Consider the following 16,926-nt stretch of genomic DNA (forward strand, 5'->3'; position numbering starts at 1 on the left):
ACTAGGACGGTCGGCCTTTCCGGGCCTCGTGGAGTTTTCACGGCGGACCCGTGGTTGGTTTGGCACGAGCAGCGGTCCCTGGCATGCACACGGCGACCGCGAGAAGTCTGGAGTGCAAAGAAATGTCGCAGAAGACCTACAGCGCGAAGGCTGGGGACATCAAGCGCCAGTGGCACGTCGTTGACGTGTCCGACAAGGTGCTGGGCCGCGCGGCGAGCCAGATTGCCACCCTCCTCAAGGGCAAGCACAAGGCGATCTACACGCCGTCCATCGATACCGGCGACCACGTCGTCGTCATCAACGCCGAAAAGGTGAAGGTGACGGGGACGAAGGAGCAGGACAAGCAGTACTACCGGCACTCCCGCGCCGGTTTCCCTGGTGGCTTGAAGATCACCAACCTGGAGAAGCTCCGCCAGCGTCACCCCGAGGACATCGTCATCAACGCCGTGCGCCGCATGCTTCCGCGTAACGCGCTCGGTCGGCAGATGATGACGAAGCTGAAGGTCTACGCGGGTGACACCCATCCTCACGCGGCCCAGAAGCCGGCCGCGTTTGAGGTCGAGGCGTAAAGGGAGACAACGTCCATGCCCATTCATCAAGAACTCGGTTTCTACGCCACCGGCCGCCGCAAGGAGGCCACCGCCCGCGTCTGGATTCGTCCCGGCACCGGCCAGGTCACCGTCAACGGTCGCGAGCTCAACGCCTACTTCGGTCGTGAGACCTCGAAGATGGTGCTCAACCAGCCCCTCGACATCCTCGAGCAGAAGGGCAAGCTGGACATCACGGTCAACGTGAAGGGTGGCGGTCTCTCCGGCCAAGCCGGCGCCATCCGTCACGGCATCGCCCGTGCGCTGTGCTCCTTCAACCCGGAGTTCCGTCCGGCGCTGAAGAAGGCCGGCTTCCTCACCCGCGATGCTCGCGCGGTCGAGCGCAAGAAGTACGGCCAGCCGGGCGCGCGTCGCCGGTTCCAGTTCTCCAAGCGCTAAGCGTCAAGCTCGGCAGCTTGCTTGTTTCCCCGCGGCGGGGGTCCTCTTTCGAGGGCCTCCGCCGTCGTCTTTGCGGGGTCCGGAGCGGCCCATCGCATGAGGCCGAGGGCCTCTGCTACCATCCGGTCCGCTCATGGAACTGAACGAGATTCTGCAGATCGCCCTGCGCGGCGGTGCCTCCGACATTCATCTCAAGGCCGGCCTTCCGCCCATGTTCCGCGTGGACGGCTCGCTGGTGCCGCTCAAGGACGGCCGTCGCCTCCCTCCGGAGGAGGTCGCGCGCATGGCCTTCGGCATCATGAACGAGTTCCAGAAGGAGAAGTTCAAGTCGAGCAACGAGGTGGACCTGGCCTACGGCGTCCCCGGCCTGGGCCGCTTCCGCGTCAACGTCTTCCAGCAGCGCGGCACGGTGGGCGCCGTCCTGCGCGTCATCCCCTTCAAGGTGATGACGATGCAGGACCTGCTCTTGCCCCAGGTGCTCGCGAAGATTTGCGGTGAGGAGCGCGGCCTCGTGCTGGTGACGGGCACCACGGGCTCCGGCAAGTCCACCACGCTGGCGGCGATGATCGACCACATCAACGCCAACGAGACCAGCCACATCATGACGATTGAGGACCCCATCGAGTTCCTCATTCGCGACAAGCGCTCCATCGTGAACCAGCGCGAGGTGGGCGTGGACACGATGAGCTTCGCGCAGGCCCTCAAGAGCGCGCTGCGCCAGGACCCGGACGTCATCCTCGTGGGCGAAATGCGCGACCACGAGACGATTGAGACGGCGCTCCACGCGGCGGAAACGGGCCACCTCGTGATGTCCACGCTGCACACGCTGGATGCGACGGAGACCATCAACCGCATCGTGTCCGCCTTCCCTCCGCACCAGCAGAAGCAGGTGCGCCTGCAGCTGGCGAGCGTGCTCAAGGGCGTGGTGAGTCAGCGCCTCGTGCCGCGCGCGGACGGCAAGGGCCGCGTGGCCGCGGTGGAGGTGCTGCGCGTCACCGCCCGCGTGCGCGAGCTCATCGAGGACAAGGACCGCACGAAGGAAATCCACGACGCGATTGCGCAGGGCACCGACTCGTACGGGATGCAGACCTTCGACCAGTCGCTGATGAGCCTGGTGCGCCAGGGGCTCGTCACCTACGAGGAGGCCCACCGTCAGGCCTCCAACCCGGACGACTTCGCTCTGCGCTTCTCCGGCATCAGCGGCACGTCCGACTCGAAGTGGGACAACTTCGACGCGAAGCCCGGCGAGTCGCGCCCCATTCCCGGCTCGGCGTCCTTCGCGCAGAAGGGTGCCCCCACCGCGGCGGCTCCGGCCCCGGCTCCGGCGGCTCCGCCCACGCCCGCTCCGGTGGCGCAGGCGATGCGCCCGGGGGCGCCCGCGGGAGCGCCGCGTCCCGGTGCTCCGGCCCCCGCCGCCGCGCGTCCGCCCGCGCCCGCCGCGCGTCCGCCGACGCCGCCGCCCGCTCCGGCCCCGGCGCCTGCCGCGGGTGGGGACGACGACTTCCAGATTGAGCGCTTCTGATTCGCAGCCCGCGGTGGGGCCGGTGCTCCCGGCTCCGCCGCGACGTGTCCTCGACGTTGAGCGCCTTTGATTCGCAGCCCGCGGTGGGGCCGGTGCTCCCGGCTCCGCCGCGACGTGTCCTCGACCTCGAGCGCTGCTGATTCGCGGTTGCGCTGGGGCTGTTGCCCCCGGCCCCGCCGCGACGTGTCCTCGACGCCCGAGGCGAGCTGAGCCGCCGCGTCGAGGACGGGCACCTCCCCGCCCTTCGCGGCTACGCGTCCTCTTCGCCCAGCAGCGCGCGCAGCCGCGACAAGCGAATCGGTCCCACCAGGCCTTCCTTGGAGAGCGCCTGGAGCAGCTGCGCGGTGGCGTGCACCTTGGCCTCCTGCTCCTCCTCGGGCCGGTCCACCACCTCCGCGTCGAGCACGGCCTCCATGTGCTCGGGGTTGATGGGGGCGGGCCCCTCCGACCAGGCGATGTCGAACAGGGCGCGGGCCATGCCCTCGCGCACCTTGCGCTCGGCGTCGTTGGCGGCGCCCTTCACGAACGCGAGGAAGAGCGCGTCCACCGCCTCCTTGGTGAGGGCGGCCAGCGCGGGCACCTCGCCCAGCGCCTCCTTCACGTACTCGGCGTCGAAGGCGTCCACGTCCTGCTCGTAGCCGAAGGCCTCCTCCAGCAGGATGGACGCGATGAAGGCGTCCGCCTCCTCCTCGCTGGCGCCCTCCTCGGACAGCGCCTCGCGCGCCTTGCGCGTGGGCTCGGCCAGGTCGGCGTCCTCGCGCATGGCGCGGGCCGCGGCGTGGGCCGCCAGCAGCACCAGCGACGCCTGGGCGTCGGACGACAGGACGCGGCCGCTCACACCGAGCAGCACGCCCCGGTGCTTGGGGTGCGCGGTGGCAGCGTCGATGAAGGCCTGCTCCTCGGAGGACAGGGCTTCACCGGACTGCTGCTTGCGAAGCGTCTCCCGGGCGGCATCGGCGGCAAGGAAGCGGGCGAGGACGGGGTGCATGGTTGGGGCCTGTTACCACATGCTACGTATCCCGCCATGCATCCGGAGGATGACGGTTCCCCCGAAGACGCTGGCCCGGACGCGGTCCGCCGCGCCACGGACGCCTGCCTGAAGCTGCTCTCCGTGCGCTCCCGCAGCCGTCAGGAATTGGACGCGGCCCTCACGCGCAAGGGCTTCGCACAGCAGGTCCGCGAGGAGGCGCTCTCGCGGGTGACGGGCTGGGGCTACCTCGACGACGCGCGCTTCGCCCGGGAGCGCGCCGCCGCGCTGCTGCGCAAGGGACGGCTGGGCCCGCGTGCCGTGCTCCAGCGCCTGGAGGCCCACGGACTGCCGGAGGAGACGGCCCGCCAGGCCCTGGCGCAGGCGAGCGGCACGGAGGACTTCGACGCGCTGTCCGCCGCGCGCGCGGTGCTGGAGGGGAAGGGGCTGCTCGGCCGCCCGCTCGACGCGAAGGCGCGGGCCCGCGCGGGACGGCTCCTCGACAGCCGGGGTTTTTCCGAAGACGTCATCCACCGGTTGCTGGGTGAACCTTCGCTGGACCCCTCCGGTCCGGACGAATAGCGTGGTGGAGATGCGTTCCGCCGTCGCCTTCCTGACCACCGTCCTGCTCTTCACCTCCGGCTGTGCGTCCCTCACCTCGGGACAGGCCGGTGAGCCCGCCTACGCCAACGCCGCCGACGAGAACATGCGGCTCGGCTCGGAGGCCCTGGAGAACAAGGACTTCCTCAAGGCCCAGAAGTACTTCGAGTACGTCCGCGCGAAGTTCCCCTACCAGGAGGCCGCCCGCGAGGCGGAGCTCAAGCTGGCCGACGTGGACTTCGCCCGCGAGGCCTGGCCAGAGGCGCGCGAGCAGTACGAGTCCTTCATCAAGCTCCACCCCACGCACCCCAAGGTGGACTACGCCGCCTACCGCTCCGCCCTCACGCACGTGGAGGACTACCCGTCCGAGTTCTTCGCCCTGCCGCCCTCGGAGGAGAAGGACCAGGGGGAAATCAAGGCCGCGCTGATTTCCATGGAGGACTTCCGGCGCCAGTACCCGCAGTCCGAGTACGCCGACGACGCCAAGGCCCACGCGGACGAGGCGCGCAAGCGCCTGGCGGAGCACGAGCTGTACGTGGCCCGCTTCTACCAGAAGCGCGAGCGCTGGAAGGCGGTGGCCCAGCGCCTGGAGTCGCTGCTGCGCCGCTACCCGGGCACCCAGTACGAGGAGGAGGCCCTCTTCGACCTGCACTCGGCCTACGTGAAGCTGAATGACCCGAAGAAGGCGGAGGAGACGCTGCGGCAGGTGCTGCGCCGGCTGCCGGGGACTCCCGCCGCGGAGCGCGCCCAGCGCATGCTGGGCTCGTGAAGACGACCGAGGAGTGGAGCCGCCTCGGCGGCGCCCTCATCATCGTGCTGGCGCTGGGCGCCACCCTGGCCGTCTTCGCCCCGCGCTTCCTCGGCGCCGCCGCCGGCCCCGAGGCGGAAATCATCACCGCCTTGAAGGAGACCGAGGCCGAGGGGCTGACGCTGCCCGTGCCCGGCTCCGACGTGCCCCTCGAGTCCCGCAAGCACCGCTTCGCGCGCATCACCGTGGTGGTGGCGCCGGGAGGGGAGCGGGCGGAGGCCCATGCCACGCTCGACTTCGACGGCACCCTGGGGCCCACCGAGGTGGGCACCGCCGGGGTGGAGCGCGTGCCCTTCGTGCGGCGCGACGGGGACTGGGTGCCGGAGGGCACCGCGGCGCCCCGGCTGCTGGCCGTCGTCTCGGCGCTGGAGTCGCGGCGCCGGGCCCTGCAGGCGGCGGACGCGGACGCCCTGGCGAGGCTGGCGGCGCCGGGCACTCCCGGGGTGGGCGGCCCGGAGTGGGAAGAGCTGCGCCGGATGCGCGCGCGCGGCTACCGGGCGGAGGCCTGGTACGTCCGGCTGGAGCGGGAAGAAGCTGTCGTTACCGAACACTGGCGCCTGCAGGGGGCCCTGCCCGCGCGCCCGGTGGACACCCGGGGCGAGCGCCAACTTTCCCTGACGCTTCGCGGTGATGAATTCTTGTTTTCGCCCGGGCTCATGTAGGCTAGCCCCCCTCGGAGGCAGGGCCCGTTCGGGCCGATTCATGGAAGAGCCCCTCAAGCAGCTACTGACCCTCGGGCGCGGCTACTTCGAGAAGAAGCAGTACGCCCAGGCCGAGCAATACCTCGCGAAGATCGTCGAGCAGAACCCGACCTTCGCGGACGTGTTCAACATGCTCGGCATCATCTACCACGACCAGGGCCAGTTCGCCCGGGCGCAGCGCGCCTTCGAGTCCGCGCTGAAGCTCAACCCCGCGTACACCGAGGCGGCCCTGAACCTGGCCGTCATCTACAACGACATGGGGAAGTACGCCGAGGCGAAGGAGGTCTACCAGGCCGCCCTCTCCCAGCAGAAGACCGGCCCCGGCGAGCTGGACCCCTACGTGGAGAAGAAGATCGCCAACATGTACGGCGAGATTGGCGACGTCTACGCCTCCAGCGGGGCGTGGGCGAAGGCCATTGAAGAGTACCGGCGAGCGCTCGGCCTTTGCCCGCAGTTCGTGGACATCCGCCTCAAGCTGGGCAATGCCTTGCGTGACGGGGGCGACAACGCCGCGGCCCTCGCCGAGTACGAGCAGGTCATCACCCAGAACCCGTCTTTCATCCCGGGCCGTATCCAATATGGAGTGGCGCTGTATTCGGCCGGGCGGCGGGCGGAGGCGGTGCGGGTCTGGGAGGACGTGCTGGCGCGCAGCCCGGATAACAAGAGCGCGCAGATGTACCTCAACCTGGTGAAGGACCCCGGCACGCCGGAGCAGGCCGGTTGATGACCATGGACACCCAAAAGACCTACGCCCTCAAGTTCATCTCCGGGAAGTACCAGGGTGGCGAGTTCCCGCTGAAGGCGGAGAAGCACATCGTCATCGGCCGCTCGAGCGAGCTGGACATGGTGCTCGTCGAGGACATGGTCTCCCGCAAGCACGCGAAGATCAGCTTCAGCGACGGGAAGATCACCATCGAGGACCTGGGCTCCACCAACGGCACCTTCGTCAACGGTGAGAAGGTGAAGCATGCCCGGCTGAAGGAGGGGGACCGCATCCTCATCGGCACCTCCATCCTCAAGCTCGTCCACCAGGGCGCGGACGGTGCCAACGTCGACGAGAGCATGGCCAAGCAGAAGCTGGAGGAGGTCGCCGCCGTCCAGGCCGCGCGGACCACCAACAAGGCCAGCTCCATGACGGGGAAGATTGAAGAGATTCCCCTGCCGGACCTGCTCCAGCTCTTCCACACGTCCAAGAAGAACGGCGTGCTGGTGGTGACGAGCGACCAGGAGGGCCGCATCTACCTGCGCCAGGGCCGCGTGTACTACGCCGTCATCGGCGACAACCACAACCTGGGCCCGCAGAAGAGCTTCAACCGCATCATCACCTGGGAGCAGGGCGACTTCGAGCTGCGCCCGGCGGACAACCAGGAGTTCATGGTGGAGCTGGACTCGTCCACCGAGGCGCTCCTGATGGACTCGCTGCGCCAGCTGGACGAGATGAAGCGCCTGCAGCCGAACCTGCCGGCGCTGGACGCGCCGCTGGCGCTGGCCATGCCGCTGACGCCGCCGCTCAAGGAGCTGTCGCCGGAGATGCTGGACGTGCTCCAGCTGGTGCACAACTACGGCACCTTCGGCGCGGTGCTGGACCGCGCGGACGCGGACGACGTGGTGACGGCGGAAGCGGTGGCGCAGCTGCTCAAGCGCGACTACGTGCGCAAGGCGTAACGGACAAGCCGCGGCCCGACGCAGGGGCTGCCAGACGACGGAAGGGGAGCACCATGGCGGACGAGAAGCCGGGCAAGCCGAAGCGCCTCACCGAACTGAGTCACTGCGCGGGCTGAGCGGCGAAGCTGCGGCCCGCGGACCTGGCGCAGGTCCTGCGCCACCTGAAGACTGCTCACGCTCCTCACGCGCTGGTGGGTTTCGCCACCAACGACGATGCGGCCGTCTATCGCCTCACGCCCGGCCTGGCCGTGGTGGAGACGGTGGACTTCTTCCCGCCCGTGGTGGACGACCCGTTCCAGTTCGGGGCCATCGCCGCGGCGAATGCCCTGTCGGACATCTACGCCATGGGCGCGCGGCCCCTGTTCGCCCTCAACCTGGTGGGCTTCCCGGAAGACCAGCCGCTGAAGGTGCTCTCGAAGATTCTGGCCGGCGGCCAGTCCAAGGCGGACGAGGCGGGCATCCCCATCCTCGGCGGCCACAGCGTGAGGGACCCGGAGCCGAAGTACGGCATGGCCGTCACCGGCGTGGTGCACCCGAAGAAGGTGCTCACCAACGCGGGCGCGAAGCCGGGGGACGTGCTCTTCCTCACCAAGCCCCTGGGCTCGGGCATCGCCACCACCGCCATCAAGCGGGGCGTGGCCTCGAAGCAGCTCTCCAAGCGCGTGGTGGCGGTGATGTCCGCCCTCAACCGCGCCGCGGGTGAAGTCTTCGCCTCGGGGAAGTTCAAGGTGAACGCCCTCACGGACGTGACGGGCTACGGCCTGCTGGGACACCTGCTGGAGATGATGACCGGGGCGAAGACGCGCGCGGCGATTGATTTGGAGCGCATCCCCCTCATCTCCGAGGTCGCCGGGCTGGCCGAGCAGGGCGTGGTGCCCGGTGGCACCAAGGCCAACCTCGCCCACGTGCTGAAGAAGGTGCGCTTCCCGGACGGGCTGCCCGAGCACATCCAGTGGGTGCTCGCGGATGCGCAGACCAACGGCGGGCTGCTGGCCAGCGTGCCTGCCCGTCACGCCCTGAAGGCGCTCAAGGCGCTGGAGGCGGCGGGCGTGGACGCGGCCCTCATCGGTGAAGTGCGGGCGGGCCGGCCCGGCATCGACGTCATCGGCTGAACGCCCCCGGGCCCGGATTTCGCCCCCGGGGGCTCCCTCCGCTAGCATCCGTCCCCGGTATGCCGTCGTCGCACCGCCCCCTCCTCGCCGTCCTGTCGCTGCTCTGCCTCGTGCCCCTCGCCGCGAGGGCGGGGGAGCGGCCCGCGCGCATCGTCATCGACCCGGGACACGGCGGCGCGCAGGAAGGGGCCAAGGGGCCCGCCGAGCTGCGCGAGAAGGAGGTCGCCCTCCAGATTGCCCAGCGCCTCCGTGCGCGCCTGGAGGCGGCCGGCGGCGACGTGTACCTCACGCGCGAGCGCGACGCGCAGGTGTCCCTGACGGAGCGCGTGGCGCTGACCAACGACCACGGCGCGGACCTCTTCCTCTCCATCCACGCCAACTCCATGCCCACCAAGCGGATGCGCGAGCGCACCGAGGGCATCGAGACCTACTTCCTCTCCGCCAACGCCTCCGGCGACGCCGCGCGCGCGGTGGCCGACCGGGAGAACGCCGAGGCCCCCGAGACGCGCGCGGCGCGCGGGGACTCCACGCTGGCCTTCATCCTCCAGGACCTGGTGCGCACCGAGGCGCACGCGGACTCGTCCCGGCTGGCGTACTCCATCCACCCGCGCCTCATCCGCGGCACGCGCGCGGCGGACCGGGGCGTGCAGCAGGCGCCCTTCTTCGTCCTCTCCGGCGTGGAGTGCCCCGCCGTCCTCGTGGAGGTGGGCTACATCTCCCATCCGCAGGAGGGCGCGAAGCTGGGCCGCGCGGAGTACCAGGAGAAGCTGGCCGAGGCGATTGCCGACGGCGTGCTGGCCTTCCTCAAGGAAACGCGCCGCCGCGACGCCGCCCGCGAGCCCCAGGTGGCCGGCCCCGTGTTGCCGTGAGGGCAGCCGGGCGCACAGATTCCACCCGCGCGGCGCGGCTCTGGTAGAGAGGGGTGGCCCACTCCATTTCCCAGGAGCCTGCCGTGCGTTCCTTCCAACGTGGTGCGCTGGACCTTCGCCCCGTCACCCTGACCCCCGGTGTCTCCCGCTACGCGGAGGGCTCCGTGCAGGTGGAGTTCGGCCACACCAAGGTGCTCGTCACCTGCTCCACCGAGGAGCGGGTGCCGCCGCACCTGATGGGCAAGGGCACCGGCTGGGTGACGGCCGAGTACGGCATGCTCCCCCGCGCCACGCACTCGCGGAACCAGCGCGAGTCCGCCAAGGGCAAGCAGACCGGCCGCACCATGGAAATCCAGCGCCTCATCGGCCGCTCCCTGCGCGCGGCGGTGGACCTGGCGTCCATCGGCCCCCGCACCTTCACCCTGGACTGTGACGTGCTCCAGGCGGACGGCGGCACGCGCACCGCCTCCATCACCGGGGCCTACGTGGCGCTGGTGCTCGCGATGCGCTCGCTGCAGAAGGCGGGCACCCTCACCAAGACGCCCAAGCTGACGCCGCTGGCCGCCGTGTCCGTGGGCGTGGTGAAGGGCGAGGTGCGGGTGGACCTGGACTACGACGAGGACTCCACCGCGGACGTGGACCTGAACCTCGTGGCCACCGCGGACGGCCGCATGGTGGAGCTGCAGGGCACCGCCGAGCACCAGCTCTTCGACCGCAAGACGCTGGACGCCATGGTGGACGGCGGGCTCGCCGCCATCCAGCAGCTCGTCGCCGCGCAGGCGAAGGTGCTGGGATGACGAAGAAGCCCCGGCTGCTCTTCGCCACCACCAACGCCGGCAAGCTGCGCGAATTGCGCGGGCTGGTGGGGGACGCGGTGGAGGTGGTGTCCCTGGCGGACCTGCCACCCCTGCCGGACGTCGTGGAGGACGAGCCCACCCTGGAGGGCAACGCCCTGAAGAAGGCCCGCGAGTACGCGCAGGCCACCGGGCTGCCCGCGCTGGCGGATGACTCCGGCCTGTTCGTGGACGCACTGGACGGCCGGCCCGGGGTGTACTCCGCGCGTTATGCCCCGGGGGACGACCGCGCCCGCTACGAGAAGCTCCTCACCGAGCTGTCCGGCGTGCCCGACGAGAAGCGCACCGCGTCCTTCCGGTGCGCGCTGGCGCTGGTGAAGCCCGGAGGCGAGTCGAAGGTGGAGGTGGGCCGGTGCGAGGGCCGCATCGGCCATGCGCCGAGCGGAACCCACGGCTTCGGCTATGACCCGGTGTTCATCGTTTCGGACAAAGGCCGGACCATGGCGGAGCTGGCGGCGGAGGAGAAGGCCGCGGTGTCCCACCGGGGGGCGGCCTTCCGGATGATGAAGCCCCACCTGCTCGGCCTGTAGCCGGGCTGAATGAAAGGGTGTCAGGCACGTCGGCCTTGCGCGTCCGTTCGCGATGGTTCAACAATGCCGGACTCTACTTCTCGGGGCGTAGCGCAGCCTGGTAGCGCACCTGCCTTGGGCGCAGGGGGTCGGAGGTTCAAATCCTCTCGCCCCGACTTGAAGTAAAGCAGTTGGAAGCAGGCGGCCCGGCCAGCTCCAGTAGCTCAGCTGGATAGAGCACCGGCCTTCTAAGCCGGGGGTCGCAGGTTCGAGTCCTGCCTGGGGCGCCAACCTGCCTGCCGTCACATTTGGGCCTTGTCACGGCCCCGGCTTCCACGATAGGGAAGCCGCCGTTTCAAACGCCGTAGCGCTGTCACGGCGGCCATAGCTCAACTGGTTAGAGCGCAGGACTGTGACTCCTGAGGTTACCGGTTCGATCCCGGTTGGCCGCCCTCCTTCACCCGCCCCGTTTCGCTGCGCTCGTAGCTCAACTGGATAGAGCACCGGGCTTCGAACCCGGGGGTTGGGGGTTCAAGTCCCTCCGAGCGCGCTCCTCCTCTCCCGAGTCGAGCCACCGCCGCCGGGACGCAAGACGCGAAAACGCCCCCGCCGCGCACTCGCGACGGGGGCGTTTCTCATTTCACTTCCAGCGTGTGACGGCGGGGCTTCAGGCCTCGTGGGCCGCGCCGCTGCCGTTCTTCGAGGACGCGGGGACGCGGCAGCGCAGCTCCGTCTCCGCCTCCAGCGCGGCCAGGTTCTCCCGCATCGCCTTGGCCCAGCGCGCCTTCGGCTGCTCCATCAGCTTCTCGTTGGCCATGTCGATGGTCTCACTCAGCTCCTCGTCGGAGAGCTCGGAGGCCGTCTTCCCCTTGTACGGACCGAAGGCCACCACCACGGCGCTCGGCTTGGGGCGGGGCGCCGCCTCGACCACGACTTCCTTCTCCAGCGGCTCGTCGACAGGCGTCGCCGCGACGGCATGGGCCGCCTTGCCGTTCTTCTTCGCGGTGACGGGCTCGGCAGCGGGCACGGTCTCCACCGCGGCCTGCCGGGCAGGGGCGGGGGGCACCGGCACGTCCACCTCCAGCGCCGCGGGCACCGCCTGCGCCTTCTCCTCCTTCACCGGCGCGGGGGCCAGGGTGGGGAAGGAGGCCTTCACGGGGCCGGGCTTCGCGCCCAGCACCTCGTAGGGGCCGCCGGTGTGGCCGGGCTCCTCGGGCGTGTGCGGCTGCTCGTAGTCCTCGGCCGGCATCTCCTCGCGCACGTACAGGCCGCCGAAGGCCTCCGGGTACGCCTTGCGCAGGGCCGCCACGCGCGCGCACTTCTCGATCATCGTCGTGGGAATCTTGGCCCACAGCGGCGTCTGCTGGACGTAGCCGCTGAAGTCCAGCCACACGACGACGGGCAGCTTCCCGTCGCGCACCACGCGCGACCAGGCGCCCACCAGCGCACCCTTGCGCTTGGCCGGGTTGAAGCGGTGCACCACCTCGCCCTTGCCCTGGTCCACGATGATTTCATCCTCGGCGAACACGGCGGACGCCTGGATGCCCCTGAAGTCCGGGAAGCGCTCCGCGCGGGCGAGCATGCCGGCCTCGGAGGGCTGGAACTCGTACTTCGTCACCCAGTTGGGCCGCTCGCGGTTGCCCACGTTCTGCCGGCGCGCCACGCAGAAGGCTTCCTTGAGCAGCGGGTCCAGGCCGCTGCGCTTGCACTGCTCGATGAAGAGGGCGAACTCGTCCTCGCTGATGCCCTTGGGGCAGATGGTGCGCCGCACGAGCTCCGCGCGCTCCCGGCTCCACTGTCCCTGCTGGGGGCCCTGGCCCGTCGCGCTGTCCGCCTTGTGGTGGGTGTTGGCTTCCGTCACTGTCGTCTCCTGCATACGTCCTTCGCGAAAAGGGCGGACGACCTCCGTCCGCCCGCCTGGTTGCCGCGGCGGCGACCCCTCGTGCTGCATGAGTGCCCACGAAACCTTCGTGCGCCTCGTGTCCCGGAGTGCGGCTCGCGCACGACGCGTCGTGCGCCCGGGACGAAAGGCGTGCTACGGCCATGTTGAACATCGGCGGGGGGCGCTTGCTTCATCCGCATCCGGAGCCGTTCCGGGGGCTGGCCGCCGGGCGGGCGGACCGGCGTCAGGTGCTGGCCGCGCCGGGCGTCAGATCTGAGCAGTGGGGGAATGAAGGCGGCCCGAAAATACTTTTTGACAGCACGGTCGGGCTTCTGTAGTTACCGCCGCCACCTGGACGCCGCGCAGGCGACGGACCGGGGCAGTGCCGGGAGCGTAGCTCAATTGGCAGAGCAATGGACTCTTAATCCATAGGTTGTGGGTTCGATTCCCTCCGCTCTCACTCAGCACTCAGGGGCCCCTTCAGGAATGAAGGGGCCCCGTTTCATTTTCCGGCCATTGCCGTCCACCCGACGTTTCGCGGTATGACGGCAGGGCGCGCGACGCACCCTGGGCGGGTGGCGGAACTGGTAGACGCGCCAGACTTAGGATCTGGTACCGCAAGGTGTGAGGGTTCGAGTCCCTCCTCGCCCATTTCGCGTTGACCCGTTCGTGCCTATCCCCTAAAGGCGCACGTCCCACTTTTCCGGCGCCGCCCGGGACGGATGTCCGCCGCGGCGACGAGCGAGGCCCGCATGAAGGTCCAGGTCGAGGAGCTCTCTCCCATCGAGAAGAAGCTCTCCATCGAGGTCGAGAACGCCCGCGTGGCGGAGGAGCTGAACCGCGCGTACACCAAGCTCGGCCAGCAGGTGCGGCTGCCTGGCTTCCGGCAGGGCAAGGTGCCCCGTCGCATCCTCGAGCAGCGCTTCCGCGACCAGGTCGAGGACGAGGTCATCCAGCGCGTCGTCCAGGCGGCGTACGTGGAGGCCATCCGCGAGCACAACGTGGAAGTCGTCGCCAACCCCCAGGTCACCAACTCCGGCCTCAAGCCGGACGCCCCCTTCACCTTCGAGGCGCGGGTGGAGGTGAAGCCCAAGGTGGAGGCCAAGGACTACGTCGAGCTGCCCCTGGCGAAGGCCGACACGGACGTCACCGACGCGCAGCTGGACGAGCAGCTGCAGCGCATGCGCTCGTCCATGGGCCGCATGGAGCCCGTCACGGACCGCGACACCGCGGCCGCCGATGACCACGTCACCATCGACTTCGAGGCCACCGTGGACGGCCAGCCGTTCCCCGGCAGCAAGGCCGACGGCATCACCGTCCAGGTGCAGCCGGGCGAGCTGGTGGAGTCGAAGATTGCCGCCCTGGAGGGCGTGAAGGTGGGCGAGTCCAAGGACATCGACTACGCCTTCCCGGCGGACTACCGGGTGGAGGAGGTGCGCGGGAAGACGGCGCGCTTCCACATCACCGTGAAGTCCCTCCAGAAGGAAATCACCCCCGAGCTCAACGACGACTTCGCGAAGAATACCGGCATCGCCCAGTCGCTCGACGAGCTGCGCACCAAGATGCGCGAGGACATGCAGAAGGCGCGCAAGCAGCAGGTGGAGGGCGAGGAGCGCGAGGCGCTCATGAAGGCCCTCATCGAGCGCAACGCCTTCGAGGTCCCCCGCGCCATGGTGGAGCGCGCCATGGACTCCATGCTGCGCGGCGCCCTGCAGCAGCTGCAGCGCTCGGGCGTGGACCCCAGCCGCCTGAACCTGGACTTCACCCGCCTGCGCGAGGAGATGCGCGAGAAGGCCGTCCAGGAGGTGAAGGGCACGCTGCTGTTCGAGGCCATCGCCCAGAAGGAGGGCATCCAGGCCAACGACGCGGACGTGGACGCCCGCATCGAGCAGCTCGCCGCCGAGGCCGGCCAGCCCGTCGCCGCCGTGAAGAAGTACTTCAAGGGCCCGGACGAGCGGCTCGGGTTGTCTCTCCGACTGAGGGAGGAAAAGACGATTGAATTCCTGAGGGGTCGGGCGAAGTATTCGTGAGGTTCTTCTCCTAGAGCTTCCGGTTCTTCATAGAGGTCGACATGCCCTTCATGCCCGTTCCCTACGTCATCGAGCAGACCCACCGCGGTGAGCGCTCGTACGACATCTACAGCCGGCTCCTGAAGGACCGCATCGTCATGCTGGGCACCGAAATCGACGATGACGTGGCCAACGTCATCGTCGCCCAGCTGCTCTTCCTCGAGTCCGAGGACCCGGACAAGGACATCAACCTCTACGTCAACTCGCCTGGTGGCTCGGTGACGGCCGGCCTGGCCATCTACGACACCATGCAGTACCTGAAGTGTCCGGTGTCCACCATCTGCGTCGGGCAGGCGGCCTCCATGGGGGCCGTCCTCCTGCTCGCCGGTGCCAAGGGCAAGCGCTACTCGCTGCCCTCCAGCCGCATCATGATTCACCAGCCGCTCGGCGGCGTGCGTGGCCAGGCCACGGACATCGAAATCCAGGCCCGGGAAATCCTCCGCATGAAGGCCAAGCTCAACGAGCTCATCGTCAAGCACACCGGCCAGTCCATCGAGCGAGTCGAAAAGGACACGGATCGCGACTACTTCATGGGCGCGACGGAGGCGAAGGCCTACGGCATCATCGATGAGATCCAGAGCCCCCGGAAGGTCGTCGGGCTGGGCAAGGAAGAGAAGAAGTAGGCGATTGTCCCAGGCCCCGGGCCTCGGGTGGGCGGCCGGAGCTCGCGGGAATGCGTCCCCGCGACTCCGGCTTTCTCGTTTCTGCGTCTGTCGCACCGGCCTGTTAAGTACCCGGAAGGTGCGTGGACGTTCCGGACAGGGGCTGACTAGATTGGGCTGGAGGCAGGGGTTGGGGCGGTCTTCAGGCGTGGGGCCTTACAGGCGCAGCGAGGGATGACATGGCGGGCAAGAACGTGGAGAAGCGAGACAACCAGACCCTCTGCTGCTCCTTCTGCGGCAAGTCGCAGAAGGAAGTGAAGAAGCTCATCGCGGGGCCGACGGTCTACATCTGCGACGAGTGCATCGGGCTCTGCAACGACATCATCGCGGAGGAAATCGACCGCGAGGAGACCAAGGACACCAAGCTGCGCATCCCCCGGCCTTCGGAAATCAAGGCCGTGCTGGACGAGTACGTCATCGGCCAGGAGCGCGCGAAGAAGACGCTGTCGGTGGCGGTGCACAACCACTACAAGCGCATCGAGTCCAAGGTCGCCATGGAGGACGTGGAGCTCCAGAAGAGCAACATCCTCCTGCTGGGGCCCACCGGTAGCGGCAAGACGCTGCTGGCGCAGACGCTGGCGCGCATCCTCAACGTCCCCTTCACGATTGCCGACGCCACGTGCCTCACCGAGGCCGGCTACGTGGGCGAGGACGTGGAGAACATCATCGTCAACCTGCTCCAGGCGGCCGACCACGACATCGAGCGGGCGCAGCGCGGCATCGTCTACATCGACGAAATCGACAAGATTGCCCGCAAGTCGGAGAACCCCTCCATCACCCGCGACGTCAGCGGCGAGGGCGTCCAGCAGGCCCTGCTGAAAATCATCGAAGGCACGGTGGCCAACGTTCCGCCCAAGGGTGGCCGCAAGCACCCGCAGCAGGAGTTCCTGCAGGTGGACACCACCAACATCCTCTTCATCTGCGGCGGCGCCTTCGGCGGCCTGGACCAGGTGATTGAGCGGCGGCTGGGCGGGCGCAGCCTGGGCTTCGGCGCGGACATCCAGTCCAAGAAGCAGCGCAACCTCACGGAGCTGCTCAAGCACGTGGAGCCGGAGGATTTGCTCAAGTTCGGCATGATTCCGGAGTTCATCGGCCGCCTGCCCATCATCACCGCGCTGGAGGAGCTGGACGAGCCCGCGCTCATCAACATCCTCAACCAGCCGAAGAACGCGCTCACCAAGCAGTACCGCAAGCTCTTCGAGCTGGACGGCGTCGCCCTCAAGTTCACCGACGGCGCGCTGAAGGCCATCGCCGGCGAGGCCATCCGCCGCAAGGCCGGGGCCCGCGGCCTGCGCTCCATCCTCGAGTCGGCCATGCTGGACGTGATGTACGAAATCCCGTCCCGCAAGACGGCCCGCGAGGTGCTCATCTCCGAGGAGGTCATCCTCAAGAAGAGCGAGCCCGTCGTCCTGCACTCGCAGGACAAGGAGTCCACCGAACCCAAGAAGGAATCCGCCTAGCGCTAAGCTCCTTCCGGCCCGCCCTCTCGCGGGCCGCTGAAGCATGACGGGGCGCGTTACGGAGCCGCTGGAGCGGCTCCGGCGCGCCCCGTGCGTTAGGAGAGGGGCCGGGCGTTTCCTGTGCCACCACACTTTTTGTGGGACGTGCGGGGGCCTTTCTGTATGTGCTGGGGCCCCATGAGAAAGCTGCTCGTCCCTGCGTTGCTGTCCCTCGTCGCGTGCGCCAGCCAGAAGGAAGCGGCGCGCGAGGAGCTTCCGGC

Annotated in this window: 18 protein-coding genes and 6 tRNA genes; 22 read left to right on the forward strand and 2 right to left on the reverse strand. The window is 69.0% G+C overall.

What is annotated here, in order from left to right; translation table 11 throughout:
• The first annotated feature begins 122 nt into the window (after positions 1 to 122).
• From rplM to ACX9TP_RS11055, 3 genes are all read left to right on the forward strand, one after another.
• Positions 123 to 569 carry a 50S ribosomal protein L13 gene (gene rplM, locus ACX9TP_RS11045; protein ID WP_482979674.1) on the forward strand — a complete coding sequence of 149 codons (447 nt, stop codon included), beginning with the start codon at positions 123 to 125 and terminating at the stop codon, positions 567 to 569.
• A 15-nt stretch (positions 570 to 584) separates the two neighbouring features.
• Positions 585 to 986, forward strand: coding sequence for a 30S ribosomal protein S9 (gene rpsI / locus ACX9TP_RS11050; RefSeq protein WP_163995791.1), 402 nt, complete (start codon positions 585 to 587; stop codon positions 984 to 986).
• A gap of 133 nt (positions 987 to 1,119) precedes the next feature.
• Positions 1,120 to 2,508 (forward strand): type IV pilus twitching motility protein PilT, encoded by a 1,389-nt coding sequence (locus ACX9TP_RS11055; protein WP_482979675.1) that lies wholly within the window; start codon positions 1,120 to 1,122, stop codon positions 2,506 to 2,508.
• 250 nt (positions 2,509 to 2,758) lie between these two features.
• Here ACX9TP_RS11055 and ACX9TP_RS11060 read toward each other — a convergent pair whose 3' ends face one another.
• On the reverse strand, positions 2,759 to 3,496 hold the full coding sequence (locus tag ACX9TP_RS11060; RefSeq protein ID WP_482979676.1) for a hypothetical protein: 738 nt from the start codon (positions 3,494 to 3,496) through the stop codon (positions 2,759 to 2,761).
• Positions 3,497 to 3,532: 36 nt separating this feature from the next.
• Here ACX9TP_RS11060 and ACX9TP_RS11065 point away from each other — a divergent pair, with 36 nt between their 5' ends.
• The 13 genes from ACX9TP_RS11065 (at position 3,533) to ACX9TP_RS11125 (ending at position 11,143) form a co-directional block, all read left to right on the forward strand.
• Positions 3,533 to 4,057 (forward strand): regulatory protein RecX, encoded by a 525-nt coding sequence (locus ACX9TP_RS11065; protein WP_482979677.1) that lies wholly within the window; start codon positions 3,533 to 3,535, stop codon positions 4,055 to 4,057.
• A gap of 10 nt (positions 4,058 to 4,067) precedes the next feature.
• On the forward strand, positions 4,068 to 4,844 hold the full coding sequence (locus ACX9TP_RS11070; RefSeq protein ID WP_482982151.1) for an outer membrane protein assembly factor BamD: 777 nt from the start codon (positions 4,068 to 4,070) through the stop codon (positions 4,842 to 4,844).
• Positions 4,841 to 5,545, forward strand: a complete 705-nt coding sequence (locus tag ACX9TP_RS11075) for a hypothetical protein (RefSeq protein WP_482979678.1) — start codon at positions 4,841 to 4,843, stop codon at positions 5,543 to 5,545. Before ACX9TP_RS11070 ends, ACX9TP_RS11075 begins: the two co-directional genes overlap by 4 nt.
• A gap of 40 nt (positions 5,546 to 5,585) precedes the next feature.
• Entirely contained in the window at positions 5,586 to 6,308 is a 723-nt protein-coding gene (locus ACX9TP_RS11080; protein WP_482979679.1) for a tetratricopeptide repeat protein, read from the forward strand.
• Between the two features lie 5 nt (positions 6,309 to 6,313).
• Complete coding sequence (locus tag ACX9TP_RS11085; RefSeq protein ID WP_482979680.1) at positions 6,314 to 7,249, forward strand: FHA domain-containing protein; 936 nt, start codon at positions 6,314 to 6,316, stop codon at positions 7,247 to 7,249.
• A gap of 53 nt (positions 7,250 to 7,302) precedes the next feature.
• On the forward strand, positions 7,303 to 8,361 hold the full coding sequence (gene selD, locus ACX9TP_RS11090; protein ID WP_482979681.1) for a selenide, water dikinase SelD: 1,059 nt from the start codon (positions 7,303 to 7,305) through the stop codon (positions 8,359 to 8,361).
• A gap of 59 nt (positions 8,362 to 8,420) precedes the next feature.
• Positions 8,421 to 9,230, forward strand: a complete 810-nt coding sequence (locus ACX9TP_RS11095) for an N-acetylmuramoyl-L-alanine amidase family protein (RefSeq protein WP_482979682.1) — start codon at positions 8,421 to 8,423, stop codon at positions 9,228 to 9,230.
• 83 nt (positions 9,231 to 9,313) lie between these two features.
• Positions 9,314 to 10,027 carry a ribonuclease PH gene (gene rph / locus ACX9TP_RS11100; RefSeq protein ID WP_267855763.1) on the forward strand — a complete coding sequence of 238 codons (714 nt, stop codon included), beginning with the start codon at positions 9,314 to 9,316 and terminating at the stop codon, positions 10,025 to 10,027.
• Positions 10,024 to 10,614, forward strand: a complete 591-nt coding sequence (rdgB, locus tag ACX9TP_RS11105) for an RdgB/HAM1 family non-canonical purine NTP pyrophosphatase (protein ID WP_482979683.1) — start codon at positions 10,024 to 10,026, stop codon at positions 10,612 to 10,614. Before rph ends, rdgB begins: the two co-directional genes overlap by 4 nt.
• A gap of 81 nt (positions 10,615 to 10,695) precedes the next feature.
• A tRNA-Pro gene (locus ACX9TP_RS11110) sits at positions 10,696 to 10,769 on the forward strand.
• 37 nt (positions 10,770 to 10,806) lie between these two features.
• Positions 10,807 to 10,883 (forward strand) — tRNA-Arg (locus tag ACX9TP_RS11115).
• An 88-nt stretch (positions 10,884 to 10,971) separates the two neighbouring features.
• A tRNA-His gene (locus ACX9TP_RS11120) sits at positions 10,972 to 11,045 on the forward strand.
• A 24-nt stretch (positions 11,046 to 11,069) separates the two neighbouring features.
• A tRNA-Arg gene (locus ACX9TP_RS11125) sits at positions 11,070 to 11,143 on the forward strand.
• A gap of 117 nt (positions 11,144 to 11,260) precedes the next feature.
• Here the strand turns inward: ACX9TP_RS11125 and bet are convergent.
• Positions 11,261 to 12,469 (reverse strand): phage recombination protein Bet, encoded by a 1,209-nt coding sequence (gene bet, locus ACX9TP_RS11130; RefSeq protein ID WP_482979684.1) that lies wholly within the window; start codon positions 12,467 to 12,469, stop codon positions 11,261 to 11,263.
• A gap of 167 nt (positions 12,470 to 12,636) precedes the next feature.
• Here bet and ACX9TP_RS11135 point away from each other — a divergent pair, with 167 nt between their 5' ends.
• From ACX9TP_RS11135 to clpX, 6 genes are all read left to right on the forward strand, one after another.
• Positions 12,637 to 12,813, forward strand: coding sequence for a hypothetical protein (locus tag ACX9TP_RS11135; protein ID WP_482979685.1), 177 nt, complete (start codon positions 12,637 to 12,639; stop codon positions 12,811 to 12,813).
• Positions 12,814 to 12,862: 49 nt separating this feature from the next.
• Positions 12,863 to 12,935: transfer RNA gene (locus tag ACX9TP_RS11140), tRNA-Lys, on the forward strand.
• Between the two features lie 109 nt (positions 12,936 to 13,044).
• Positions 13,045 to 13,126: transfer RNA gene (locus ACX9TP_RS11145), tRNA-Leu, on the forward strand.
• A 101-nt stretch (positions 13,127 to 13,227) separates the two neighbouring features.
• Positions 13,228 to 14,505 (forward strand): trigger factor, encoded by a 1,278-nt coding sequence (gene tig, locus ACX9TP_RS11150; protein WP_482979686.1) that lies wholly within the window; start codon positions 13,228 to 13,230, stop codon positions 14,503 to 14,505.
• Positions 14,506 to 14,546: 41 nt separating this feature from the next.
• Positions 14,547 to 15,167 (forward strand): ATP-dependent Clp endopeptidase proteolytic subunit ClpP, encoded by a 621-nt coding sequence (gene clpP, locus ACX9TP_RS11155; protein WP_164006741.1) that lies wholly within the window; start codon positions 14,547 to 14,549, stop codon positions 15,165 to 15,167.
• A gap of 218 nt (positions 15,168 to 15,385) precedes the next feature.
• Positions 15,386 to 16,666 (forward strand): ATP-dependent Clp protease ATP-binding subunit ClpX, encoded by a 1,281-nt coding sequence (gene clpX / locus ACX9TP_RS11160; protein WP_482979687.1) that lies wholly within the window; start codon positions 15,386 to 15,388, stop codon positions 16,664 to 16,666.
• Positions 16,667 to 16,926 lie beyond the last annotated feature (260 nt).

It is taken from the genome of Pyxidicoccus sp. M15 (assembly GCF_056858435.1).